Source organism: Roseovarius conchicola (genome assembly GCF_041403425.1).
GTDB classification, from domain to species: Bacteria; Pseudomonadota; Alphaproteobacteria; order Rhodobacterales; family Rhodobacteraceae; genus Roseovarius; species Roseovarius conchicola.
The window spans coordinates 145,392-170,908 of record NZ_JBGEHK010000008.1 but is presented as its reverse complement, the minus strand read 5'-3'; the positions used below and the strand labels follow the sequence as shown (position 1 = coordinate 170,908).

At 54.1% G+C, this 25,517-nt stretch carries 25 protein-coding genes; 12 read left to right on the top strand and 13 right to left on the bottom strand.

Annotated elements, in window-relative coordinates:
• The 3 genes from V6N02_RS18910 to V6N02_RS18900 form a co-directional block, all read left to right on the top strand.
• The coding region (locus tag V6N02_RS18910) for a phosphoribosyltransferase family protein (protein WP_371228185.1) at positions 1-597 on the top strand (597 nt) is incomplete at its 5' end.
• Between the two features lie 36 nt (positions 598-633).
• Positions 634-1,566, top strand: coding sequence for a ribose-phosphate pyrophosphokinase (locus V6N02_RS18905; RefSeq protein ID WP_371228183.1), 933 nt, complete (start codon positions 634-636; stop codon positions 1,564-1,566).
• Positions 1,567-2,158: 592 nt separating this feature from the next.
• Entirely contained in the window at positions 2,159-2,494 is a 336-nt protein-coding gene (locus V6N02_RS18900) for a hypothetical protein (protein ID WP_371228181.1), read from the top strand.
• A 149-nt stretch (positions 2,495-2,643) separates the two neighbouring features.
• Here V6N02_RS18900 and V6N02_RS18895 read toward each other — a convergent pair whose 3' ends face one another.
• Positions 2,644-3,399, bottom strand: coding sequence for a hypothetical protein (locus V6N02_RS18895; protein WP_371228179.1), 756 nt, complete (start codon positions 3,397-3,399; stop codon positions 2,644-2,646).
• A 125-nt stretch (positions 3,400-3,524) separates the two neighbouring features.
• Positions 3,525-3,983, bottom strand: a complete 459-nt coding sequence (locus V6N02_RS18890; RefSeq protein ID WP_371228177.1) for a hypothetical protein — start codon at positions 3,981-3,983, stop codon at positions 3,525-3,527.
• A gap of 156 nt (positions 3,984-4,139) precedes the next feature.
• Between V6N02_RS18890 and V6N02_RS18885 the strand changes: the two genes are divergently transcribed.
• From V6N02_RS18885 to V6N02_RS18855, 7 genes are all read left to right on the top strand, one after another.
• Positions 4,140-5,807, top strand: coding sequence for a hypothetical protein (locus V6N02_RS18885; protein ID WP_371228176.1), 1,668 nt, complete (start codon positions 4,140-4,142; stop codon positions 5,805-5,807).
• A complete protein-coding gene (locus V6N02_RS18880; protein ID WP_371228174.1) occupies positions 5,804-6,679 on the top strand; it encodes a DMT family transporter in 876 nt (291 codons plus the stop codon). The genes V6N02_RS18885 and V6N02_RS18880 overlap by 4 nt, the downstream gene beginning before the upstream one ends.
• A 1,183-nt stretch (positions 6,680-7,862) precedes the next feature.
• Positions 7,863-8,690 carry a winged helix-turn-helix domain-containing protein gene (locus tag V6N02_RS18875; protein WP_371228172.1) on the top strand — a complete coding sequence of 276 codons (828 nt, stop codon included), beginning with the start codon at positions 7,863-7,865 and terminating at the stop codon, positions 8,688-8,690.
• Positions 8,691-8,790: 100 nt separating this feature from the next.
• The gene (locus V6N02_RS18870) at positions 8,791-9,357 is read left to right on the top strand and encodes a tetratricopeptide repeat protein (protein WP_371228170.1); all 567 of its coding nucleotides are present in this window, start codon (positions 8,791-8,793) and stop codon (positions 9,355-9,357) included.
• A 118-nt stretch (positions 9,358-9,475) separates the two neighbouring features.
• Positions 9,476-10,009, top strand: a complete 534-nt coding sequence (locus tag V6N02_RS18865) for a tetratricopeptide repeat protein (protein WP_371228168.1) — start codon at positions 9,476-9,478, stop codon at positions 10,007-10,009.
• Positions 10,010-10,687: 678 nt separating this feature from the next.
• Positions 10,688-12,232, top strand: a complete 1,545-nt coding sequence (gene adh, locus V6N02_RS18860; protein WP_371228166.1) for an aldehyde dehydrogenase — start codon at positions 10,688-10,690, stop codon at positions 12,230-12,232.
• 90 nt (positions 12,233-12,322) lie between these two features.
• Positions 12,323-12,652, top strand: coding sequence for a DUF779 domain-containing protein (locus V6N02_RS18855; RefSeq protein WP_371228164.1), 330 nt, complete (start codon positions 12,323-12,325; stop codon positions 12,650-12,652).
• Here V6N02_RS18855 and V6N02_RS18850 read toward each other — a convergent pair.
• The 4 genes from V6N02_RS18850 to V6N02_RS18835 all read right to left on the bottom strand — a co-directional run bounded on the left by V6N02_RS18850 (position 12,649) and on the right by V6N02_RS18835 (position 18,652).
• Positions 12,649-14,850, bottom strand: a complete 2,202-nt coding sequence (locus V6N02_RS18850; RefSeq protein WP_371228162.1) for a hybrid sensor histidine kinase/response regulator — start codon at positions 14,848-14,850, stop codon at positions 12,649-12,651. The genes V6N02_RS18855 and V6N02_RS18850 overlap by 4 nt on opposite strands.
• A gap of 3 nt (positions 14,851-14,853) precedes the next feature.
• Positions 14,854-16,023 (bottom strand): FIST N-terminal domain-containing protein, encoded by a 1,170-nt coding sequence (locus tag V6N02_RS18845; protein WP_371228160.1) that lies wholly within the window; start codon positions 16,021-16,023, stop codon positions 14,854-14,856.
• Between the two features lie 31 nt (positions 16,024-16,054).
• Positions 16,055-16,753 (bottom strand): LuxR C-terminal-related transcriptional regulator, encoded by a 699-nt coding sequence (locus V6N02_RS18840; RefSeq protein ID WP_371228158.1) that lies wholly within the window; start codon positions 16,751-16,753, stop codon positions 16,055-16,057.
• Positions 16,754-16,885: 132 nt separating this feature from the next.
• Positions 16,886-18,652: a PQQ-dependent methanol/ethanol family dehydrogenase gene (locus V6N02_RS18835; protein ID WP_371228156.1), complete on the bottom strand. Its 1,767-nt coding sequence runs from the start codon at positions 18,650-18,652 to the stop codon at positions 16,886-16,888.
• Between the two features lie 174 nt (positions 18,653-18,826).
• Here V6N02_RS18835 and V6N02_RS18830 point away from each other — a divergent pair, with 174 nt between their 5' ends.
• Positions 18,827-19,372, top strand: coding sequence for a hypothetical protein (locus V6N02_RS18830; RefSeq protein WP_371228154.1), 546 nt, complete (start codon positions 18,827-18,829; stop codon positions 19,370-19,372).
• A 24-nt stretch (positions 19,373-19,396) separates the two neighbouring features.
• Here the strand turns inward: V6N02_RS18830 and V6N02_RS18825 are convergent, their stop codons facing one another.
• The 7 genes from V6N02_RS18825 to V6N02_RS18795 all read right to left on the bottom strand — a co-directional run bounded on the left by V6N02_RS18825 (position 19,397) and on the right by V6N02_RS18795 (position 24,675).
• Entirely contained in the window at positions 19,397-19,813 is a 417-nt protein-coding gene (locus tag V6N02_RS18825; protein ID WP_371228152.1) for a c-type cytochrome, read from the bottom strand.
• A gap of 127 nt (positions 19,814-19,940) precedes the next feature.
• Positions 19,941-20,489, bottom strand: a complete 549-nt coding sequence (locus tag V6N02_RS18820) for a tetratricopeptide repeat protein (protein WP_371228150.1) — start codon at positions 20,487-20,489, stop codon at positions 19,941-19,943.
• Between the two features lie 73 nt (positions 20,490-20,562).
• On the bottom strand, positions 20,563-21,354 hold the full coding sequence (locus V6N02_RS18815; protein ID WP_371228148.1) for an ABC transporter permease: 792 nt from the start codon (positions 21,352-21,354) through the stop codon (positions 20,563-20,565).
• Positions 21,351-22,070 carry an ABC transporter ATP-binding protein gene (locus V6N02_RS18810; protein ID WP_371228146.1) on the bottom strand — a complete coding sequence of 240 codons (720 nt, stop codon included), beginning with the start codon at positions 22,068-22,070 and terminating at the stop codon, positions 21,351-21,353. Before V6N02_RS18810 ends, V6N02_RS18815 begins: the two co-directional genes overlap by 4 nt.
• The gene (locus tag V6N02_RS18805) at positions 22,067-22,489 is read right to left on the bottom strand and encodes a cupredoxin domain-containing protein (protein ID WP_371228144.1); all 423 of its coding nucleotides are present in this window, start codon (positions 22,487-22,489) and stop codon (positions 22,067-22,069) included. The genes V6N02_RS18810 and V6N02_RS18805 overlap by 4 nt, the downstream gene beginning before the upstream one ends.
• Before the next feature lie 66 nt (positions 22,490-22,555).
• Complete coding sequence (locus V6N02_RS18800; RefSeq protein ID WP_371228142.1) at positions 22,556-23,515, bottom strand: YVTN family beta-propeller repeat protein; 960 nt, start codon at positions 23,513-23,515, stop codon at positions 22,556-22,558.
• Positions 23,512-24,675 (bottom strand): ABC transporter substrate-binding protein, encoded by a 1,164-nt coding sequence (locus V6N02_RS18795; RefSeq protein WP_371228140.1) that lies wholly within the window; start codon positions 24,673-24,675, stop codon positions 23,512-23,514. The genes V6N02_RS18800 and V6N02_RS18795 overlap by 4 nt, the downstream gene beginning before the upstream one ends.
• 162 nt (positions 24,676-24,837) lie before the next feature.
• Here V6N02_RS18795 and pedF point away from each other — a divergent pair, with 162 nt between their 5' ends.
• Positions 24,838-25,515 carry a cytochrome c-550 PedF gene (gene pedF / locus V6N02_RS18790; protein ID WP_371228138.1) on the top strand — a complete coding sequence of 226 codons (678 nt, stop codon included), beginning with the start codon at positions 24,838-24,840 and terminating at the stop codon, positions 25,513-25,515.
• Positions 25,516-25,517: the final 2 nt, after the last annotated feature.

Genomic DNA, 25,517 nt, shown 5'->3' with positions numbered 1-25,517 from the left:
CGCTGGTACTTTGGTATCATGGCACCAAACACCAAGGGCGACAAATTTGCCTGGCTTGATCCGACCTCAATTTACATCAACGGCACTGCCTACCACGATCTACTGGATGACCTCTGCGCCGAGATCGACGCAGACGAAGTTGATGTTGTCGCCGGGCTGGACGCCATGGGATTTGTGCTTGCCGCAGGCATAGCGACACGTATTGGAAAAGGCTTTTTGCCAATACGCAAAGCCGGAAAATTATGTGTAGATACAGATAGTTCGTCGATGACAAACTACTCAGGCAAGACACAGGATATGGAAATGCGCTTGCCCGCATATGCTCCGGGAACACGTGTTTTGCTTGTTGACCAATGGGTCGAGACAGGTGGCACAATGGAAGGGGCCGTTCAATTGGTCGAACAGCAACAAGGCATTGTCGCCGGAATGGTCGCTGTGGTGATGGAAGAAAACGAAGCCACAAACGCCTACCGCGAGAAATACAAGTGCATTACGGCAATTCAGCCTGGCACGAAATGGCAGGAAGAGGCCAACAATCAATATTTGGAAAGCTTCAAGACCTACAAACCAGAAATGGCGTTTCCAACCAACTCCTAGAAGACTCTCCCTGAGCCCGTACAAGGAACTCACCCGATGAAACTCATTTGTGGCAACAGCAATCGCCCTCTGGCCGAGGCGGTCGCAGGATACCTCAAAACCCCATTGGCCGAGTGCCTTGTACGACGCTTTGCGGATGAAGAAGTGTATGTGCAAATCGGAGAAAACGTCCGCGGAGACGACGTGTATGTCATTCAGTCAACGTCGTTTCCAGCGAATGACAACCTGATGGAGCTTTTGGTGCTGATAGATGCGCTTAAACGGGCTTCGGCGGGACGGATTACTGCCGTTATTCCGTATTTTGGATATGCGCGCCAAGATCGGAAACCGGCACCTAGAACACCGATCTCTGCAAAACTGGTTGCCAACATCATTTCAACCGCAGGCGCAGACCGCGTGCTGACGATGGATTTACACGCAGGTCAGATTCAAGGTTTCTTTGACATTCCGACAGACAACCTTGTTGCCGTCCCCGAGATGGTAAGCGATCTCGAAGAAAACTACGACCTGGCCAATACGATTGTGGTTTCGCCTGATGTTGGTGGTGTTGTGAGAGCGCGCCAACTTGCAAAGCGCATCAAATCTCCGCTCGCTATTGTCGACAAACGCCGCGACAAGCCCGGACAGTCCGAAGTCATGAACATCATCGGTGACGTATCAGGAAGATCATGCATATTGGTTGATGATATGATCGATTCAGGCGGCACATTGTGTAACGCAGCATCCGCACTGCTCAAAAATGGCGCCAGCGATGTATCCGCCTACATCACCCACGGTGTTCTGTCTGGGAGTGCCGTTGACAGGGTCAACAAATCCGACCTGAAGTCACTTGTAATCACTGACACAATCAAAGCGACAGATGACGTGTTGGCCTCATCAACTGTACGAGTGCTATCGGTCGCGCCGATGTTCGGAAAAGCCATCGTCAGAATCGCCAATTCGGAATCGGTTAGTGTTCTCTTCGATTGATTGAGCACTGGAATATCTCCTGAAGGCCAAATGTCCGCTCCGGTACGCATTGCTTCAGTTTAAGCACAACGCAGCAATTGGTAATTTGGGCTCTGTCCTGACCTTAGCTACACAGTGTGTGAACGTCCGCTCGAGGAGATGGATGAGTTATTTGGCGAATGTATTGCCATCGCAGCTTTCCCATGCGGATAGCGCAATATGATAGTAGGGCAGGGGGCTCTTCTTCTCTTTCATAGCCTGGCGCCAGCGCGGATTCTGACTGCATGACTACCCACAAAAACCAATAAAGCGGGACAACGAGCTCTGCTTACTACGGAGTGGCCAGGTGCAGGCGGGTAGGGGAGGGGGCAGGAAAGCATATATCACGCCCCGCTTAGAAATTAAGCCGCTACAGAAGTAGGCGACTGGCAATCCGGTTCGCATCTCCACGCAAGATTAGATATTCTTGATCACAGCATGCAGCAACTTTTACCTTGCAGAGTGGCATCTGAGTATACCATATGGTGTATTCTATTCACCACATGTCACACCATCTTGATTTGTTCTGCAAATGTTCTATACTCATCGGCACGCGAAGAGAGGAGCGATTCCCATGTCAGCGGCCCAGCAACGGAGTTCATTTTCTCAAGGTCAGTCGAATGACTACTACCGGGTTCCAGCGACCGACAAACAGATATCGTTTGCCAAACAAATTTCTGAACGTGTGGGGGTCACGCTACCGCAGGAGGCGCAACAGGACCGCTATGCGCTTTCGCGCTGGATTGACGCGAACAAAATTGCGAAACTAGCGGGCCAGTTTTCAAACTATCCGTCTTCGAAGCAGGTTGGCTTTGCTGAGCGGATCGCGCGGATGAAGCGCCGAGACATTCCCCAGGAATGCTTTCGGGATCGCACGATGATGTCAAAATGGATTGATGCAAACCGATAGACCTAACGGTTCAGGCTTCAAAAATTCACAATGTAAACCCTGCAGACCGGTAGTCTATTTAACATAACCTTGACTACGCGCTTCAAGATTTTGGGCAATTCGACGCATGTAATTGAAACTTCTGAGAAATTCAGATAGCTTATTGCGGCTCAGTAATCCACTCGCTCGAAACCATAGTTGCCCTCAAAGTCCCGCCAATCAACGAATACGGATCGATTTGAAATCACCGGGCATTCGTCTCCCCATCCCTCAAGCCCGATGTGCGCTGCAGGGACGGTCAACGGTGAAGAAAGACGCCACGAGAATTCACCCTGGTCACCATATGTGCCCAGATAGACAAGCGCAAATCGACGACACTCGTCGTTCTCTCCAGCCAATCTTTGTGATGCAATGCGTATATCAAAAACGCGGATCGAACGCACGAAGTCGAACTCGGCACCGCTGATATCGATGTCTGCACGGTCCTGCACAAGCCGAAGCACAAGTCCTTTTAGCAGCCGACCAGGTCCTGATTGTCCCAGGCGTTGAACTCCAGAATAAGGCTGGTGGCTGGATTGAATTAGGGCATCTGAACGTAAGTGGGGCAGGGGGTTGTGCGCTCTCGCTAACGTTACATCTTCGACCCAGTTTTCGAACTCTCCATTTCCACCTCGATCATATGAAGCTCCCATTGGACAACGCCAGATTTGAAGCGGTGGCTCGACAGGCCATGGCGTTATTCGGCGGATAAACTCAGCACGGGCACGCGTGCAAGGTTCGGATGCCGGCCAACCTCCCGAGAGACAGAGGAGGATTGCACAATCTATCGGGTAGGACTGCGCCTCAGCGAGTCGTGGAGTGGCACCAAAGACGACGGCCAAAAACGCGAACAAGAGATAGGTTCTTTTTCCAATAATCTTCAGCATTTTGACTCCTTCACCAAGTGAGAGTTGAAATCCCGTAGGATTGAAAGAATTTGGAACTCTGGCTTTCCATCTTCGACGCTCTTCGCGGCGCCTGATTGATCGACGACAACCAACGACTGCGTTGATCAGTCCCGAAGCTTCCGGGCAATATTCCGTTTGGACGAGCTACCGGACACAGATTTTGGGGGTGGGCTTGCCTCGGAAAATTGCAGGTCACGGGCTGCCAACTCGCAAGGAACTTCCACAAAATTAGACGTCGGAACTTCACCTATGAACCGAGGCATTGTTCTCCCAGACTCCCAAAGATAAAGCCATCCGACAATCTCCCTCGTGGTCGGATCGATAAGGCGGCAGATGGCCTTTCCTTCTCCTCGTTCTTCCGAAATTGGGTTGGTTTTGGCGTCCATCCTACGCTCCACGTTTTCTGTTTCTTCTCGATTCACAGAGATCTCGCGTTGCATCACTTTGATATCGGCGGTCGCCTCAACATCCTGACGCCACAAACCTGCGTCGTTGATTTTGGGTGGGACATCGAAAGGCCGATACATACTAAAAGAACTTCCGCCGAAATTGTTGTTGGCCATCCACTCACCTTGTCGCAACACGATATTCTCGCTATGGGTGTATTTAACCGCGTCCCTTCTGCTTTGGCACGAAGGAGACGATCAAGGCGAAATCGGGTTTTATAAGCCCCTGAAAATTAACGAAACAATTCTGCGCAGCCGTCGATCTATCAATAGGTGTTTCGCGAAAAACAAAACGAAGGTCCGAAGATGGTGCACATCGACGAGAATTTCGTAGCCAGACCGCTCCGCGGCGACCTTGAATTCAAGGAGCTCTTCCAGGAAGCAATTGCCGCTCGTGCAGGCCTTTCCGGAGTGAGCTCAGATGAAACAAGCTCGGGATGGACACCGAGCTTATTGGCAGATGCGATTTTGGATGCAGACCCAAAGGGCCGCGGAGTGGACGTGCGGACCGTTCAGAATTGGTTTCAAGACAATGACAGAGGGATCAGCTCCGAGAATATCGTTTGCCTCGCGCGGGTATTTGGTATGGGCGATCCTGCCGCGATTGCAGCGTGGAGAACGGAGCTGAGATCGGCTAACAAGCGTCTTGCATCGAAGCGCAGAACGCGCCGCAAAAGCAACCTTAAATCGGCTGAGAAAGAGAACGCGGCTGGTGCCGATTTATCATGCGAAGACGCTGTGTCGCAGAGTAAACGAAGCAGCTTACCCGAGCTGTCCGAAAGATTGTTCACAACCGCAGAAGGGTTCGGCATCAGCGTCGTCGTTTGGGCAGGCTTCTTTCTTCTTTGCTTGATGTCATTTGTATTTGAAAACCACGATGTGACATATGCAGCGCGACCAGATTTGAACAAACAGGTTGGTTTTTTCTGGTCCCTCAGTTGGCCGGTCGAGTGCCTTTTTTTGTATCCCACACTGTTTTTACTTGTTGCGCACCTCGTCTCTTTCTGGAAACGGGAGTGCAGGGCCGCGGCACAATCTGAGGACCAATGCCGCGCTTGGAGCGGACTTATCTACAGCTTGCGCTTACCACTCTGGATCGTGGCCTTTGTGGCATTCGGCTTGGTGTTTGCAGTCCAGTGGAGCGGCGTTTACCTTCTCGGTCTTACGCAAAGAGATGCGCCAGATCTTATCGATTGGATACTCGTCGCCCAGCTTCGGCCTGACATTGTCTCGTTTTGGGAAGCTCTATTGGTTTCCCTGGTTGCATTCCTTTATTCTGGTCTGATTTACTGGTTCTATTTTGTAGGGCTGCTTTTGTTGTTTGCCGTCTGCGAGGACTACCATAGGAGAGCTACTTCACCTGAACGGCTTCACGATGGCAGTTTATTTGAGTTCGTTGGTGAGAAGCTTCAGAGATGCATCTTCCGCTGTACCGTGATCGGAATCCTTGCCGCAACTGCAATCCAGCTGAATGCAATCTATTTGAAGTCGGACGGAGCAACGAGCTTAGGCTGGCTGGTTGGCGATTTTGCCGCCGGGCTGGGTTGGCATTCAACTGGGTGGGTATTTCTCGACCAATCTTCGGTATCATCTCTCACGAGTTCGATATTGCTGTTATTACACTTGGCGTTGTTCGGTGTGTGCACAACCAAAGTTCGTTCCGCCATGAGAGCGCCCCGCTTACAAACCTTTGGGTCCGAAAGCTCGCCGGGGGAGGAGACGGGCGAACGGAAGCGTTTCGTTCACGATCCCTTGCCTAGGCAACTTTGTGTGTTGGGCCTCCTTTGTCTGAATTTTGTCCTGCTAGGGCAGTTTGTAGGATTCACAGTCTTACTATCTGCATCGCTATTTGTTGCCATTGCAGCGATCTGCTGGAATGAAAATGGCTCCGAGTTGCGCGATAAAATTGAGGCGCAGGTGTTGATACGGCGCGATCCATGAGCAACCAGCAAGGTATCGCATTCACCATACTTTCCATGGCTGCGTTCACTCTCGAAGACATGTTCATAAAGATTCTGTCGGTGCAGTTGCCTATTGGTCAAATGCTCTGCATGTTTGGGCTCGGAACGGCTTCACTATTCGCGATCATAATGTGTGTCAGCGGAAATCGCTTTGATAATCCAGGTGCTTGGGGCAAAGTCCCTCTTTTGCGGACACTTTTCGAGGCTGGCGCAGCCTTAACATTTTATCTGGCTCTTTCGAAAAACGATCTGACACTCGTTGCGGCCATCTATCAGGCGGTGCCACTGGTGATCGTCCTCGGGGCATTTATCTTTCTGCGAGAGCGCGTCGGCTGGCGCAAATGGCTTGCCGTTCTGGTGGGATTGGTTGGGGTCATGCTGATTACGCGCCCTGGCTTCGCTGAATTCGATCCTAATTCACTTTGGGCGGTTTTATCGGCGCTTTTTGTCGCCGGCAGGGATTTGGTTACGCGTAGAATTGAGGCAACCTTGTCGTCGACATTGATATCTTTTCAGAGCTTTATCATCCTGATCCCAATTGGTTTACTTTGGCATTTCGCGACGGGAGAGGTGATAGAGCCGGTCTCCAGTTTCCAATTGGCTTTGACGCTCGGTGGAATAGTCTTTGGAGCTATCGGCTACTACTGCATCGTTCTCGGTATGCGCTTGGGAGAAGCTTCCGTGGTTGCCCCGTTCCGATACAGCCGTATCCTCTTCGCAATTCTGGTAGGCGCCATGGTCTTTGGAGAGCGTGTGGACACGATGACTCTGCTTGGTATTGGTCTGATCGTTTCGGCGGGGCTATATGCGTTCGAACGAAAAGCGCGGAAAGGATTCCGGGCGCAAATTTGATCATCCAAGATTTACGGAACAGAGTTCGAATATCGAATGCAATCTGATGCAGGCAAAGCCTGTTTCTGGGGATACAACGCACATTTAATAACATAATATAGATTATGGGATAAGAACATATCATGAACACTGCGTGTCGGAGTACGTAAATAATGAGACCGAAATAATGAGACTCGTCTTCCCTCTAATTCAACGACTTAAGATTTTTACCCATTTTGATGGATTTTGCTGATTTAGGCTTATCAAGCTTGTTTCAGCCTGCAGCGATACGATCGTCGACTGCGACACGCATTGGGCACATCTGAAAGCAGACACGGTTCTCAGACAACTAGTTTCACGGCGTAGGATCATTCTATAGACATTGTCGGGCGAATAGGTGCCCTGCCCTGATCGCTTACCCGTGCATAGCCGATTTTCATGTAATCTTTTTGCACAAGGTTTTTGCAGCAGTCCAGCGCAATTGAAATCAATGACTTGTCAGGTGCGCGATAAGTGCCGCAAAACCGGTCCTTTTCGCCCCATCCTGTACAAGGTCGGCCGTTCGCTGCACCGCGCACCGACTCGAAAGATGCGGGACACAACCGCCTTTTGCCGACGCAGCTATTGCTTGTGCAGCATTTACTCGCACTCGCGGCAGTATAATTGCGGTGGTGCGGCAAATTTCACCGTCACGCACAATCTCCATAGCACGGCCCCATCGCAAGGTTGCTTCGTAGGATTACTTTATGGGAAAACGAAAGCAAAACACGGAATCAATTTGTGTAAGGAGGTCGACTTTCGGCAGAGATGACATGCATGGGTCAAAAATTTGGGTCACCAAAAAACGGATAGTGGTGCCCCGAACCAGCCTTTCAAGAATCATGCAGAGAATGGTGGTGGAGAGTCCCAACCTGTGAATTCAGTTTTCTCGCTGCGCGCGCTCGCAGCACGAATTTTGCCGCGTGCGCATCACCGTTAGCTTGGCAACGCAGCGTGAAATCCTGCCATTCGCGCCACGCGCAGCGAGAATTTGTCAGGCAACAAGCAAGACGCGGACAGAACAGCCATCGACCGGTCAGTCGCCAATGTCGGGTTTTGCTCCATTCGACTTTCGCGGCACCGGTTCATCTGCCAGCCGTACCCCAACAATACTGGACCAAAGCCCAACATGATTTCCAAGTGCGTTTGCGATAAGATTGCAAAGATGGTTCGATTGATAGCGATACTCGGCTTGGCCTGCCTTGCAAGCGCGATGTTTTTTGCGTTGTGGCCTGATCCGTGGGTCAAAGCAGAGCAAAAGGCGACGCTGGATGCGAAGAGACTAGCCGAGCTTGTCGCTAGTCCCGACAGGATTGGTTGGCGGTTGTCGGAAGACGTAACTTTGCTGCGCGCCATGATTTGGGACACTGAGGGCGCGCTTCAGTATCCACCGGCAGGAGGATTGACGCCTCTAGCATATGAGTTTTCCGAGGATAGTATCCGAAAACTGACCGCTGTGCAGTCCGATGTCGACACGGTTGAGTGGCTTCCATTTGATTTGGCCATTCATGAGCTCTTGTACTGTCGCGCAACACCAGCAGTATGTATGATTTATGACCGCGTAATCCTTGAGGAAGAGCTCGAATTGCAGCCAGGTGATCTCCTGACAAGGAGGAATGACCGTGCGATCGGTTTGATGTTCGCGATGGTCGCCTGCCTCTTCTGTGGGGTCGGGATTTGGCTGAAACGGAAATCGGATGAAGAGACGCTGAACTTTAAAATCATACCCGAACGCCACATCGCGATGCGTGGTAAGTTGGAGGTCTCCCTGACGCCTCGTGATCTCAAACTGCTTATAATCCTTGAAGACCGTGCTGGCGCGATTGTCACCAAAGACGAGCTCTATGATACAGGCTGGGGACGTGACTACATGCCGAACTCGCGGGCCTTGGATCAACACATCATCAACCTGCGTCGTAAACTGGACCCTGACAAATCTCGGCCGGTATTAATAGAGACAGCTCATGGCGTCGGTTACCGCTTGGCTAAATAACGCTTTTTTGCATTTTTTTTGCAGTTGTTTTGCAAAACCCTGACACATCCACCGGTCTGAAACGCTTTTTTATCCTAATCAGAACGAATGGAGGCTCACGATGAAAACACTGACTGCACTCTTGTTTGTTGCCGCGTTCTTAGCCCCGTCGCACGCATTGGCGGATGAACGCGAGAGCCATGTCTCCGATGAATTCGGAACCAAGAACCCAGAAGAGCTTTCGCTGCGTGGCGCGCTTGATCGACTACAACACGGCGAATGGCACCCGATGACAAGCACGCTAGGTTACGGTGCTGCAAAGGCCGGCATGCACGACGTCGCCCGCGAGATATTTACCGACAGTGCGCAGCGCGGCAATGTGCAAGGCATGACCTGGCTTTCTTGGATGGAAGACAATGGGCTGGCTGGACCTGAAGATCCAGAAGCTGCGGCATATTGGGACCGCCGTGCAATGCAGTTTGGGTCGGAAGTCGGCGCTTTCAACTACGGTCTCGACGTATTGAGGGGGCGCGGCGTGCCATATGATCGCGAGTTGGGAGAAGAAATCATCGAGAGGGCCGCCAAAATGGGAAGCCCTCGTGCCCAGCACCTGATCGATAATGAATTCGACCTGGATTCGGTCACGCCAGATGCTGACGAGTGGAAGTACGAAAAGAACCTTTTCTAGGCGCGCCAGCATACTACGATATTCGTCTTATAGCCCAAGTTCTTACGACGACTTGGATTCAAGCCGGTCCGGCCTAATCCGGTTACACTGAATCAGTTCTTCTAGGAAGGATATGCAAATGAGAACCTACGTTCTAATGGCAATTCTGGCTAGTTGGGCAGGCAACGTACATGCCGAAGCGCCTCTCAAAGTTGAAGACGATCATGGTATTCTTAATCCTGACGACACAGGGCGGGAGATGCTAGTTCGGAAGATCGAGATGGGGGTCATCGATTCAGTGACATGCTCACTTGGCATAAATACCTCTAAATACGATGATCACGAGCTTGCAAGGAAACTGGCCACACAATGTGCGGAAGCGGGTTTCACCAAGGCGATGACTTGGATGAGCCATTTTGAAAACAACGGAATAGGTGGAGAAATTGATCCTGTTGCAGCAACAGAGTGGGACCGGCGCGCTGCAGAGGCGGGGGATCCGGTCGGGATGTACAACTATGGCCTCGATCTGATGCGAGGACATGGCGTTGCCCAAGACGAAGCTCTCGGGCGGCAATATATTGATCAAGCCGCGGCCGGCGAACTGGATATCGCCAAGTACCTTCAAGATATGGGCTACGATTTGGATGAAGTAACGCCGGATTCCGACAACTGAAGAAACGCGCCGGTCGCTGACTGATTGGTGTCCCATCCCCTGCCAGCAGACGGAAAGCCAATCGTGCTGCAGGATAGACGGCCACGCCAGCGACTCTGCGAGGCGGTCATTCATTCAGGATGCGGCATTGGTAAAAAGGGCTCTCTGCCGCCGAATGCCGATGCAGCAAGCACCTTGCTTAGGGCGGCACGGAACCAGTCATCGACAGAATCAACCAAGCTTCTGTTGTTCCGCCGTCTCTTTTGCAACGCGGTTGTTCGCGTCTATTGAGCCGACCTCTGCGCCGTAAGCGGCGAAACAGGGTTACAAGCCCATAGGAGAAGTCTCAATTTCTCGCTGCATGCGCTCGCGGCGCGCAAAATGCTGCAATCGCGTAGAACATCATGCTGCCGAACAGTGAGAACAGCGGTCTTTCGTGCAAAGCGCAACAACGATCAGCGATGAATTCACATGATGGCTTCTGCTTTCTGGGAAGTATCGCGTTTTTTTGTCGTTGCAATGACGCTGATTCTTCTACGCAGATATGCGACCATAGTCTGAAAGACCATGGTCCAATACCCGCCTTTGCCTTTGCCAAATATTGTGAGTTCAGCACCAGCCTGGGTGTCTGAACATCAAAGGATTAGGCCCGTGGGCATTGCTGCATATTTTGGATCTCTTTTCATGGGGAGGAATAACATGAACATTCAGAACACCGTACAGCATAGTGCTGCACTGGATACATCGCACCTTGGCGTAGAATTTCCATTCAGAGCGCGCTATGGCAACTTTATCAATGGCGAATTCACTGACCCTCTTTCGGGCCAGTATTTCGAGAATACAACGCCGATTACCGGCGAAGTGATCTGCGAGATTGCCCGCTCGAATGCGGATGACGTCAATGCCGCCCTGGACGCGGCACATGCGGCGTTCCCGGCATGGGGCAAAACCTCGACGACCGTGCGCTCAAACGCGCTGCTCAAGATCGCCGACATCATGGAAGCCAACACCCAAACGCTGGCCGCCGCTGAAACGCTGGACAACGGCAAGCCGATCCGTGAATCGATTGCTGCTGACCTGGCGCTTTGCGTTGATCACTGGCGCTATTTCGCGGGCTGCATCCGTGCCGAAGAAGGCGGCATTTCGGAAATTGACGGCGATACATATGCCTATCACATCCCCGAGCCGCTGGGCGTTGTGGGCCAGATCATCCCGTGGAACTTCCCGCTGCTGATGGCGGTGTGGAAACTCGCACCTGCACTGGCTGCTGGCAATTGCGTGGTCATGAAACCTGCCGAACAGACACCGGCCTCGATCCTGGTGCTGATGGAACTGATCGCCGATGTTCTGCCTGCTGGTGTGTTGAACATCGTCAACGGGTTTGGCCTTGAGGCCGGTAAGCCGCTGGCATCGTCCAACCGCATCGCCAAAATCGCGTTCACTGGTGAAACCACAACCGGCCGTTTGATCAGCCAGTATGCCAGCCAGAACCTGATCCCGGTGACGCTGGAGCTGGGTGGCAAGTCGCCCAACATCTTCTTTGAGGATGTGATGAGCGCCGACGACGCCTACTTCGACAAATGCCTGGAAGGCTTCACCATGTTTGCCCTGAACCAGGGCGAGGTTTGCACCTGCCCAAGCCGGGCACTGATCCAGGAATCGATTTATGAAGATTTCATGGCGCGGGCGATTGAGCGGGTGAAGGCCGTCAAGCAGGGCAATCCGCTGGCGATGGACACCATGATTGGAGCGCAAGCTTCGATTGAACAGAAAGAGAAGATCGCTTCCTACCTACAACTGGGCAAGGACGAAGGCGCCGAGCTTCTGACCGGTGGCAATGTCTCAAACCTCGATGGGCTTGAAGGTGGCAACTATATCGAACCAACCGTGTTCAAAGGTCACAACAAGATGCGCATCTTCCAGGAAGAGATCTTTGGCCCAGTCCTGTCGGTGACGACGTTCAAGGACGACGCCGAGGCGCTGGAGATTGCCAATGACACGCTTTACGGCCTTGGTGCCGGTGTCTGGACCCGCGACGGTAGCCGCGCGTTCCGTTTTGGCCGTGACATCCAGGCCGGACGTGTCTGGACCAACTGCTATCACGCCTATCCGGCCCATGCGGCCTTTGGCGGTTACAAGCAGTCAGGCATCGGCCGTGAGAACCACAAGATGATGCTGGACCATTATCGCCAGACGAAGAACCTGTTGGTGTCTTACAGCCCCAACGCTCTGGGTTTCTTCTAAACTTAACTCTCCCTGAACTGGCCCCGCCTCGCGCGGGGCCCTTTTCATTTGTTGTTGGAACAGGATAATTCGATGTCAGCCCCCCAAACCATGACGGTCACAGCAACCGACAGCGCACTCGATCTGATTGAAACACTCAAGGGTCAGCACGGCCCGCAATTGCTGTTTCACCAGTCGGGAGGATGTTGTGACGGATCAGCGCCGATGTGTTTCCAGCAAGGTGACTACATCATCGGCGATCAGGACGTTTTGATAGGAGAGATCGGCGGCCTACCGTTTTACATGAATGCCGATCAGCATGAGCGTTGGAAACACACAGATCTGGTGATTGATGCTATTGATGGTATCGGCGGCATGTTCTCGTTGGAAAATGGCAGTGGTCGACGGTTTCTTACCCGGTCTGATATCTGTATGCGCTAACCCGTCAGCACGCCTTCGAGAAAACTGAGCAATTCGTCAGGATTGATTGGTTTGTGAAACAATGCGGCACTAAGCGCATCACAAACACTGTGTAAATCGGGTGACCGGTTGGCTGTCACGATGCACGCGGGCACATGGCCGTGGGCCGCCCTGAGCGCCGAGATAACGTCAGTGCCGAGGACATCATTATCCAGCTGATAATCGGCCACGATCACGTCCGGTGCCACATCAATTTCACGCAGAATCTCCTCGGCCTCGGGTTGGCTGGCGCAAGGCAGAACATCGAGCCCCCAGTTTTCGAGTGTAATGGTCATGGCCGCGCGAAGATCGGCGTCGTTTTCAATTAGAACGGCAATATTATGGTCTAGCGAAATTCCTCTGGGCGTCGGCATGTCCACCGGCTTGTACGTCTGAGCGGCTGTGCTGCGAGGCAGCTCAATCGCAAAACAGGTCCCCTTCCCAACAGTTGAGGACAAATGCAACGGGTGCTTCAGCAACCGACAGGCTCGCTCGACGATCGCAAGCCCAAGACCCATCCCTTCGGAGGGGCTGGCCATGGCATTCAGGCGGTGAAACTCATCAAACACTTTTTCCTGCTGGTCTTCAGGGATGCCGGGTCCAGTATCCCAGACTTCGATACGGATCGAGGATTTTCGGTGACGTACACCGACCAGAACCCTGCCGGTTTCGGTATAGCGGATGGCGTTCGAGGCAAGGTTTTGCAAAACGCGCCGCAGATAGGATGCATCGCTGTCCACCCGCGCATCACAATGAACCAGCCTGAAATCGAGCCCCTTTTGGCGGGCCAGAGGTTCCAGTTCATCATTGAGCTGGCTTAGCATATCTTTGAGGTTGATCGCCGAGATGTCGACCGATGCAAGCCCGGAATCCAGTTTGGAAATATCCAGCAAGGCCGCGAGGATGCTTTCAACGCTGAGCAGGGCATTGCCTGCTTTGGTAAGACGTTCGCGGTGCTCTGGCGTGTCGAGGTCATTTTCCAGTGAAGCAACGTAAAGCTTTGCCGCCGAAAGCGGTTGCAGAAGGTCGTGGCTGGCGGCTGCCACAAAGCGGGATTTCGAAGCATTGGCGCGTTCCGCCTCTGAAAGCGCATCTTCAAGCTCAAGCGTGCGTTCGGCAACGCGCTTTTCCAGTGTTCGGTTAACCTGACTGATCGCTTGCACCGCCGCACGTTCGGCTGACACATCGGTGAAACTGATCACGAAGCCGCCGTCTGGCATCTGCTGGGCAAAGACCGCAAGAATCCGGTCATTGCCGACTTGGATTTCAAACGATAGCGGCGCACGCTTGGCCCCGCTGGCGACCCAGGCTTCGACTTGATCATGACTGGTCTGTTCAAGAAGGATTATGTCGTCACGGATATGTTTATAGAGTGTCGAGAAATACGCCCCGATCTGCAGTCGGTTGGCCTCAATCGACAACAATTCTCCGGCACGGTGGTTCCATCCAATGAGGTGGTTTTGGTCATCAAAGATACACACCCCCTGATTGAGGTGTTCAAGGGTGGCTTTGATCAGGCGGGCCTGGTCATCCAGTAACCTGTCACGCTCCTGTCGCTCCAGCCGCATCATGTCGGTGATGTCGGTCTGGATGATGACGGTACCGCCATCGGCAGTGCGGTGTTCGCTGACCTGAAGCCATCGGTTGGCGGCCATCCGGGCATTGAACACAGCGTGGTTGTCCTTGTGCCGGGACAGGCGATAGGCCTCCCACGCCTCAGGTGTTTCGCCTTCGGGCAGCGACAGATAGGGGCTGACCGAAACCCGGTGTACATATTCGGTAAAGCGCAGGCCGGGTTTGAACAGGTGGTGGATGTCCAGCATATGCTTGCCAAATCGACTGTTGCACATCACCATTTCGTCTTGCGGATCAAATAGGGCAAAACCTTCCTGCAACGTTTCTATGGCATTAGCGAGATTGGCCCGTGCGGCTTCGGTTTCGGAGTTGGCATTGGCGAGCTTTGAGTTTGACTCGTTCAGAAGATCAAGGGCGTGTTCAAGTTCCTTGGTGCGCGCGCGCACCTCTTCCTCTAGCATGACGGCGCGCTGAAACTGGCCATATGCAGCGCCGGAGGTCACGCTGCTCTGCTCGACTCGGCGCATCAGCGTTTCAGTGATCTTCAGCAGCTTTTCATTCTGGCGTTCAAGGGAATCCCTTGGGTCGATCAGATCATGCGCCATGGTTCAGCTTTCGTCCGGTGGATAGATCGCAACCCCGGTCAGGGTTTGGTTCACATGCATTGAATGGATTTGCTCGCCATAGGTGGAAAAGCCGATGACACGGTTTTCGGACAAAATGCGGGAAATGCCGGTTGTCATTTGTTTCTGCTCGGCTTCAACACGTCGCAGAATGCAATCGCAGGCCAGAATGATTTCGGGGCGCTGTGGTGTCACAAGATCGTTGATCTCTCGGGTCAGGTGGGTAACCATGTTTTCCGGCTCGGCAAGGGTCAGAACAACGCCCTCATCAATCGCGGAAAAGAACACCAGATCACCATTCTCCGCGACCTGCTGGATTGCGCGCACATGGTGCTGGTCGCCGATCTGCACGACAACCGGATGGGCGGCAAAAGTGAATGAGGTAAGCTGCTCGGGGTCTTTACCCAACAGCCGGGCATATTCACGCGCTGCGGGTTCCGCGTTAATTTCGTGTACGATACGGCGGGCCGGGTCGGCACCCGTCACGACCATGCGCGATTGTGCAGGAATCAGATGATCGGTTTTAAAGACCTCGATCGGGCAGCGGGTTCTGATCTGGATCAGGGCTGCGGCATTTCGATGGGCCTGCCCGCCATGCAGGATATAGGTTTCACCGAAATCCGAACCGTCCCCGGCAGAGCCGCCAAAAAAAGGCACGGGCCCAAGGCCAACGGACAGTTCTGAGGTCAGTGCGTCCTCTTTTGTCGAAAGCCCGTCGATCAGCAAAAAAGTGAAATCCGAGATCCAGTCAGGCGTTTCTTTTGCCATATGGTTGCGGTTACGGATCATCCTTTCGATCAGCATCTGCGGGTCATAATCGCCAAGGTCATCAATCAGGATTGTCCGGCTCTGGAAGTAGGCCTGGGGAAATCCAATCGCGACAATCTCGCCTTCAGAATACCCTTTTTCGGAAATCTCGCCCGCCGTTGTACAGCCCACAACCTGGGCCGGTGCAAACGCCTTTTGCGCCTCATCAATCAGACGGGACGCGTCGGTTTGGGGCGACAAGAACATCACGACAAGCGACAAATCACCGGGCCGCAATTTTTGGGCCAGCTGCGCAACCGCATCCCCGGCGTGGCAATCGACACATGCTGATCGCACGATCTGCGCCGCCTCGGGCGTTACCCCGGACGGGTCATCAGCCTGACCCATCGTATTCTCTCCCTACCGAACGTCCGTCAACCTACGCAGAGGGGCTGGTATCGTTCAATACATTTGCAAAACTGGTTTGCTTCGCAATCAGCACCGCCTGCGTACGACTCTGCACCCCTAGTTTTCTCATGATCGCTGTGACATGGGCCTTGACCGTAGTCTCGGCGATCGACAGGTCATAGGCGATTTGCTTGTTCAATTTGCCTTCGCAGATCAGTTGCAAAATGCGTGCCTGCTGAGTGGTAAGCGAGGCAAGCCGCTCGACTGCGTCGGTTTCGCCGGAAACTTCGTTCTCCTCCAGCAGAACATACCCGGCCGGAACGAATGTGCCCCCATGGGACAGGGTTTCCAACGCCTTGTGGAACACATCGCGCTGGCTGTGTTTGGGGATGAAACCGGCGGCACCGGCATGGATCACCGAGCTGATAATACGATTGTCCGCCATCGACGACACGACGATGATTGGGCTTTTGGTGGTCTTGAGCAGGCGCAATAGCCCGTCCAGCCCATTCACGTCAGGCAGGTTCAGATCCAGCACCACAAGGTCGATCTGCATGCCTTGTCCGATCAAATCAAGCGCATCCTGCAACGTGGGTGCGGTGTGCATGCTGTTGATCGACGATACCGCCTGCAATGTCATCGAAAGAGCATCGCAGAACAGCGGATGATCATCGACAATCAGGGCCGAGTGAAATTCGTTGGTGCGTGGTACTTCGGTATATGGGCGCATGGTGTGTCCGGGTGTCATCCTATGCGGATCAGGTTACAAAACGGGGCACCTGCCGGATATACGCCTAAAGTCGTAGAACGACAAACGCGCGCCCCGCAGAGCGCGCGTTTTCTACAATGGATCCCGTTGAGATCAGTTGGCCATGGCCATCTCTTTGGGGAGGCGGAAGGTCCAGACCAGGCCACCCTGATTAAGGTAGTTCACCTTTTTGGCAACCTCACCACCCCACAGAGGGACAGCACCACCCCAGCCGGAAATGATCGACACATATTGTTCGCCATCCTGTTCCCAAGTCACAGGCTGACCCACGATGCCCGAGCCGGTCTGGAACGACCACAGCTCTTCTCCGGTTTCGTCATCAAAGGCGATGAACCGGCCTTCGGGTGTGCCCGTGAAAACCAACCCGCCAGCGGTGGTCATAACGCCGCCCCAAAGTGGCGCGTCGTTCTTGAATTCCCACTTCAACTCACCGGTGTCGGGGTCAATCGCCTTGAGGCTTCCGATATGGTCTTCATAGTTTGGCTTGATGGTAAAGCCGGCACCCAGATAGGCGGCACCTTTTTTGTAGGTGATCGGCTCGTTCCAGATATCCATGCCCCACTCGTTTGAAGGCACATAGAAATTGCCGGTGTTTTGCGAATACGCCATCGGCATCCAGTTCTTGCCACCCAGGAAGGACGGCGAGGCAAAGATCACATCCCCCTTCTTGCCATCAGCGGCATCTGCCGGATTACCGGGACGGTTGGCCTCGTTAAAGATTGGACGTCCGGTATCATCAATGCCCTCGGCCCATGTGATATCTTTCACAAACGGCGTAGCGCTGACGAATTTTCCGTCTTCGCGATTCAGCACGTAAAAGAAACCATTCCGATCTGCGGTGGCAAAGCGTTTGTTGCCGTCGCGGTCGGTATAGGCCACGACTTCGTTCACGCCGTCGTAGTCCCAGCCTTCACGCGGGGTGGTCTGGAAGTGCCATTTGATTTCGCCTGTTTCGGGGTCAATGCCAATGCGACTGGCGGCATAAAGATTGTCGCCGGTGTTGCCCTCAACCGGGGTGCCTGCGTTGCGCAGATGGCTGTTCCACGGCGCGGGGTTGCCCGCACCGAACACCAACGTATCGGTATCTGCGTCATAAGAACCGCCCAGCCAGGTAGCCCCGCCGCCGGTTTTCCACAGATCACCCGGCCAAGTCGCGTTCAGCGTGCCGGTCATGGTGCTTTCTTCGCCGTTCAGCGTACCCATGTGGCCTTCAATTACCGGACGCGTCCAGACCGTTTCACCGGTTTCAGCGTCACGGGCCTGTACTTCGCCGATGATGCCAAACTCGCCGCCGGAATTGCCGGTGATTACCAGGCCATTCACGATCAGCGGAGCGGCCGTATAGGAATAACCCGCCTTGTAGTCGGCGATTTTCTTGCGCCACTTCACATCGCCGGTCTTCAGATCCAGCGCAACAATACGCGCATCCAGTGTGCCAAAATAGAAGTTATCGCCATAGATCGCACCACCGCGATTGACCACGTCACAGCATGGCAGAATGCCTTCGGGCAGGCGCGCATCATATTGCCACAGCTCCTCACCGGTTTTGACATCAATCGCGTAAACCCGGCTGTACGAGCCGGTGATGTACATCACACCATCATAAATCAGCGGCTGGGTTTCCTGGCCGCGCTGCTTTTCGCCACCAAGCGAAAAGGCCCAAGCCGGAACCAAGTTTTTGACGTTGTCCTTGTTAAGTGTCTCAAGTGGGCTATAGCGCTGCAAATGCCGCCCCATGCCGTTGGTCACAATCTGAGTTGTGACGGTTTGGTCGTTTTTCAGGTCATCCTCGGTCACGCCGGCATGGCCCATGCCCGCCATCATGACCCCTGTTGCGACCGCTGCAATAAAGCGATTCATTTGGGCTCCTCCCATCTGTCTCTTGTTCCAAACCGGCCCCGTTTTGCAGGGTGCCGGCCAGACATATTATCGGGAAAGGTCAGGTGCTGCGGTATTGCACAATGGTCGTAGGGCGCCGCATCACGCCATTTGATAGGTTTAAGCCAATCTCGCAAACAGCAAAGGGGATATGGCGTGTTACGTCTTAGAACATGTCTTGCAATTATCGTTGCACTGAGCGGGCAAATGGCATCAGGGGATGCGTTGAGCGGTACAAAGACAATTGCGTTGGTCGAACAAAATGGAACACGTCACTCGATTGGCCAACTGTTTATTGGCGATGATGGGGGATACAGGATCGACTGGGCTGATGCAGTATTTACGGACCACTTTTTGTCCATGCGGCCATTTAAGTGTTTGGAGGGAAGCGAAAAAGACTGGTGTCACGTCCCCTATCCCTATCCCAACCGGCGGCAACTGACCGGCAACGATCTGACTGATCTGGAATATGATCTTCTGTTCTTGTGGAGGGGGACATCAGAGTATGGGATCAACATGTGGAACGGGGTGTATTACCAACTGGAACAGGACGGCTCAGCCCTAACCGGGCAGTTGTACGAGTTGGACATGGATCTGTTATCTGCCCCGCCCGCCGATGGCGAGTTGCGCCCGATTTCTGATGCAGACCTACATGAAGCTGATCCCGACAGTCATTGGCTGCCGGGATTGACTATCGAGTAAATGCATGAGCGAAGCGAACCGATTTCATTCGGAAATAGCGTTGGCGTCGCGGGTGGTGATGGAGACCAAATATGCCAAGATGAAACTCTGAACCGTGGGATCTTCAATGCCCACATGGCGCATTTTTGTACCCGGCATAAAGCCCGAGTTGTCTTCCATCCAGGCGCGGAGAGCGGCCGGGGTCCAGACGATCCCCGAGGCCTCAAGCGCAATCGAATAGTCGTAATCCGGATAGCTGCCTGCTGCCCGACCAATGATGTTTTCCAACGGGGGACCATAGCTTTCGTGCGTGGCGTCCGTGGCGTGGCAGCGGCGGCATTCCGATGCAAAAAGCTGCGCGCCGGCTTCTACTTTTATGTTTTCAAAAGTGGTATCGCTTGCCATGGCTGGAACTGTCAGTCCGCCCATGGTGAGACATATGGCTGTGATGATCCGTTTCATGTCGTCCTCCGGGTGTGAGTCTTCCAAGAGTACGACATGTACAATGTCAATTCACCTTAATAATAAGCGAAATCAAGGGTTTCTGCTTGTACTTTAGTCGTAGGCCCGGTTGGCTTTTCGGCCCCATCTAGAACGAAGGTGCGTATTTCCAATTGTCGGCGTCCGGGGTGACTTCGTCCAGATCATACTGCGCGGATTGCAGGCGGCGGGCGATCTGAAGCCCTTCTGAGGCGGCTTCATCCACCAGCGCGCGGCCACGTATTTCATCTCGGGCAACGCCGTGGCCGCGCATGAGGTCAAGTCCGTAATTAAACTTGCCGACAGGATCACCTGCATCCGCCGCGCGTTTGTCCCAGTTTGCGGCGGCATCGGGGTTGTAATCCCCACCAAGCCCGTTGTTGTCCAGCTGACTCATCCACGTCATTGCACCTGTGTAACCCGCGCCTGCGCAAGCCTCGAACAATTTGCGTGCCGCCTCGTGACGACCGGATTTGGTGATATAATACCCGGTGGCGCAGGTGGTCATATCCGTGACACCATTTTCGATATTACTCATCACCCGTCCAAACCCGGTATCCTGTGGGTTCAGCGTACCAAATTCATCCTCAACCGTTGTGGTTTCAGCGGCAAGCGGCAAGGCGGTGGTCAACAAAAAGGCGAGAGTGATGCGCAACATGAGGTTCCTCCGTTTGATCCAAACATAGCGGAACTGGCGCAAATTTTCACCCTTGCGATGGTCGTAGATTGGGTCATCCTTTGTGTCGTAATATGCCGCGCGCCGGATCATAGCCCCAGAATGCCGCGCCAAGTAGCAGAAGGGCAGACAGGCTGGTCCACATCAGTGCTGCACCGTTGAACTGACCATAGAGGCTGAACCGGATCAATTCGACGGCGTGGGTAAACGGATTGGTGGCGCATATGTCATGCAGAAGCTCCGAGCTTTCGGCCATCTTCCATAACGGGTACAGCGCGGTAGACAGAAAGAACATCGGGAAGATCACAAAGTTCATGACCCCGGCGAAGTTCTCCAGCTGTTTGATCGCCGAGGACAGCGCTAGGCCAAGCGCACCCAGCATGATCCCGGCCACCAGCAATGCCGGCAGAATGGCAAAATATCCAATCGGGGAAAATCGGATTCCGTAAACTGCGGTCACGGCCAGGAAGGTATAGACCTGAAGGATCGAAATTGCTGTGCTGGCCAGAAGGCGGCAAAACAGAAGCCACCACCGCGGCAAGGGGCTGGTTAGCAGCAGGCGCATTGATCCCATTTCACGGTCGTAGACCAGCGAAAGCGAGCTTTGCATGCCGTTGAACAGCAGGATCATACCGCACAGGCCGGGGATGATGTAAACCTCATAAGTGGTGTACGTCTGGTAGGGTGGCGTGATCGACAATCCAAGGGCCGCACGAAACCCGGCTGCAAAGACGATGAGCCATAAAAGTGGACGGATGAGCGCGGCAATAAATCGGCTGCGTTGACCGATAAACCGCCTGGCTTCACGCGCGATTATGGCCCTGAGAACGACAAGATACGCTGTCATGCAAGGCCTCCGGTGAGGGCAAGAAAATGATCGGTCAGCGGGCGCTCGCCCCGCAAGGCGCGGGTTTCACCTGCCTCAAGAAGGTGGCCGTGATGCAGAATCAGAAGCTGGTCGGAATCGCGGATTTCATCGCACAAATGTGTGGCCCAAAGGACGGTCAGCCCGTCATCGGTTGAAAGGCTGTGCACATAGTCGGTGATCGAACGGCGGGTAGCGGCATCAAGCCCGACTGTCGGCTCATCCAGCAACAGTACCTTAGGGCGGTGAATCAGACTGCGTGCGATTTCAAGGCGGCGGCGGTGTCCGCCATTCAGCGCGCGCACGATTTCACCGGACCGCTCACGCATTTCAAGCCGATCCAGAGCCGTGTCGATATGGGTCTGCGCAGATCTGCCGGACAGGCCGTGCAGGGCAGCAAAATAGGTGAGGTTGTGCTGCACGCTCAGGTCAAGATCAAGGGTGGGTTGCTGAAACACCACACCCATCTGTTGCAAGGCTTTGCGCGGCGTTTGGCACATATCGTGACCTGTAATCTCGATCTGGCCCTGTGGCGCGACAAACAGACGGGTCAGAAGCGCAAAGAGGGTGGATTTACCTGCACCATTTGGGCCCAGAAGCGCACAGAACCGCCCTGCTGGCACATGAAAGCTCACATCCTTCAGCGCCTGTTTGACCCCGTAAGCATAATTCAGATTTTTGACACTCAGTCCGGTCACTTAATGGTAATCTCAAGTCGCTGGGTATCACCTGTCGAGCCCGGCACTTTCAGGTGATACTGACCCGGTTTGATCGCGACGAACCCAATCTCCATCTCTCCGGCCTCGTCAAATTCGATACTGTCCAAGCCAAGCGGCCGGATTTCCAGCCCTTCGACAACGATCTCGTCAATCCAGATGGCTCGGAAAAACTCAGCCCCGGCCAAACCCAATTCCTGACTGCCGTCGCCCTGAATTTCAAACTCATAATAGGTGCCTGATTTGAGCACCCAAGGGGTCTCGGCCAGAGGCATTCCGGCGGATAGCATGATCGGAGGCAGGTCCTGCTTGTTGCTGCCGGACAGAAGCCCGGCCAGACCAAGCTGCGGACGATCATCGCTGTCATTCGCAAGAGCCAGAGATGGAAGTGTGAGAGCCATAACAAGTGCAACAAGTTTGAGCATCAGGTTTCCTTTTTCGTACGAGCGATAAGACGGGAGCCAGGGTCAGGGGCGTAAAGCAGCCCCCCAGGGAAAGCGGCCCACTTTGATGGATTTAATCGCCTCACGACGGGCGACGTCAATTACGGTCACGTCCCCGGAGACGCCATTGGTGGTAAACAACAGCGATTTGTCCGGTGAAAACGCCATATGCCAAACTCGGCGACCTACAAGAATATAGTCCTCAACCTCTAATGTTTCTGCATTCACGACGGCAACATGGTTCGATGGGCCAAGGGCGACAAAGGCGGTTTTCTCGTCTTCGGTAAACTCAAACCCCACAGGCTGAACTCTGTCAGGATGCACGCCTTTGACGTTGAAGCTGATTTTGCCTTTTTCAGCCTGAGTGACAGTGTCAAAGACACTGATCGTGCCACCGATCTCAGAGCTTACCCACAGTTCAGCCCCCTTAGAGGTGAACTCCGCATGACGTGGGCGGGCGTCGACCAGCGTGTTGGCCACAATCTCACGCGTCTCAGTATCAATCCAATGCGCCATGTTGGTGGTTTCTGAGGTGGTGATGACAAATTTCCCATCTGGCGAAACTGCCATGCCTTCGGGTTCGATGCCAACATTGATCTGAGCGATCACCTTGCGTGTCTGCGTGTCGACCACGGTGGTCACAGCGTCGTCTTCGTTGGCAATATAAAGATGGCGGTCATTGGGATGCAGAATGAATTGCTCGGGATCCTCACCAGAAGGCAGATCATGCAGGATTTCGCCGGTATCAGGGTCCATCACCTGCACTGTATCGCTGTCAGAGGCGCAGATGTAGACGCGCGAATGGTCTTGCGAGAACGTGATGCCGCGGGGGCGTTCCCCGGTGGCAATCGTACGGGTAACCTCAAGCGTGGCAATGTCGATCACGCTGATGGTATCATCCTTTTCGTTGGTGACCCAGATTTCGGCGGCGGCCAGCGGCATCCCAGTCAAAAGAAGAACCAACAGAGGGATCAATCGTGTCATTGGAATGACTCACATTTGCTTTCAGGGGAATCAAGTCCAAGCGTATCCAACTCGCTGTGCTGATGCAGATAGCCCGGCAGCGGCGCCTGGGCCGCAAGTGCGCGTGACGTAACAAGCGGGATGGGCTGACGCAGCTGGCCATTCCACTTGCGATAACTGAGAGGGCGACCCTTGAAACCTGCAAGTTCGAACTGGTCGGACAGAATGAAGGCGCGTAGTACCGCCGGATCGGACGAGCCGGTTCGGGTCACAGCCTCGCCCAAAGTGCGGATAGCGGCCCATGCGGCATAGTCCACCGGTTGCATGTCACGCCCTGACATTTCGCGAAAGCGGGATTGAAGCTGCGCCGCCCCCCATTGTTCAACCACTGGAGCCCACGCTACGGGCCTCAGCCCCTCAGACCCTGCAACTGGCCTTGGCAACCATGTGTTGAAGGCGACATAACGGCCGAAATCATGCAACTCATCCGCAATCAACAAGAGGTCGTGTTTGCCCATCTCCTGAGTAAACAACGGCACTTCCTGCGTGGCGTTCCGGCGCATATCCGCATCGAAGGCCCAGGTCTTCTCAGAAGCGATTTTCATACCGAATTTCACCGCGCTTTGGTGCAATGCTGCGGCAAAGGCAATGTCGTCGGGATAAGTGCCAACAATAAGCCCGAGTGTGTTCCATTTTTTGGCGCGCGCGAATTGCATCAGAGCGTCACTGCGCATCTGGTAGGACGGTAGAGTATGCAACAGGTTGGCGCGGCACGCCTCATCTCGCAAAGCTACATCGGCGCGGGCGACATTAAACAGAATTGCTGACTGGGCCTCGGGCAGATCGGCGATCTGAAGCTGGCTTTGCGCCGGGGCATCAAGGATCACCAAAGGCGTGCGGCCCAATGCAGCCTTCGCGGCAGAGAGGATATCGCCACCAGCAGGGACAATAACCGTTTCAAGACTGTACTTATGGCCCAGAAACGCGCCCGTGGTCAGGTTGCCCGAAAGACCAAGGCGGGCACCCGTCTGACCCAGATTGTCGGGGACTGGATCAAGATTAGAAAGCGTTGGCGGGCGATCAACCTCAAGCTTGAGATAGACCACAGAAACTGCGACCTCAGCGATTGCAGCCTGCGCGAAGATGGCAAGGCTTGCAAGGATCAGACTAAGGCGTCGCACGTTTCCTCCTACATGTGTCATATTACCCTAAAGCGCTGTTGCGTACCGATTCCATTGCACCAAGGTCGTATGGTCTATGAGGCAAATTCAAACTTAAGTCCCGTATAATGCCTCCGACTGTCTCCGGTATGAATGGGGGAAGCTCATGAACAGGAGGACATCATGCTTAAATTGCCCTTGGCCGCACTTGGCCTGATTGCCGCGACTTCGATGGCGCATGCCCATGGCGACGTGGCACCACAACCGGTGAATACCGACGCCTTGCCCGATGTCGGTGAGGAATGGTTGATCGAAAACCCGTATCGTGATCAAGGTGAGGACATCTGGAAAGCCGCGATCGAGATCGGTGACAGTGGCTACAATCAGAATTGTGCTCGGTGTCACGGGTTAGGTGGCGTCTCGGGCGGTCTTGCCCCTGATCTGCGGTATCTCGAAGCAGAGGAATATGGTGACGAATGGTTCGTTGAACGGTTCCAGACAGGATACACTCAAAATGGCATCACCAAGATGCCAGCCTTTGGTGAATTGCTGGGTCAGAAAGCCGCCTGGGCCATCCGCACCTATATCGAGACCCGCCCCGATGACGGCGCGCTTGACGATGCGACGCCACGCCTGTTGCAAGTTCGGGACGAACTGAAGACGATGGCAGAAGGTGGCGACGGCGACATCGCTGCATTGCAGGCTGAGCTCTCCGGGATCGCAGGCGAAGTCGAGACAGGATCAGGCGCACCGGTTGCCGACAGTGCCGCGTTCCGCGCAGCCAACCTGATTACCGGCGATCAGCCGGATTTCCTGGCCGCCGCCGAGGCGTTGACTGTTGGGCTTTCAGCGGCGCATTAAAA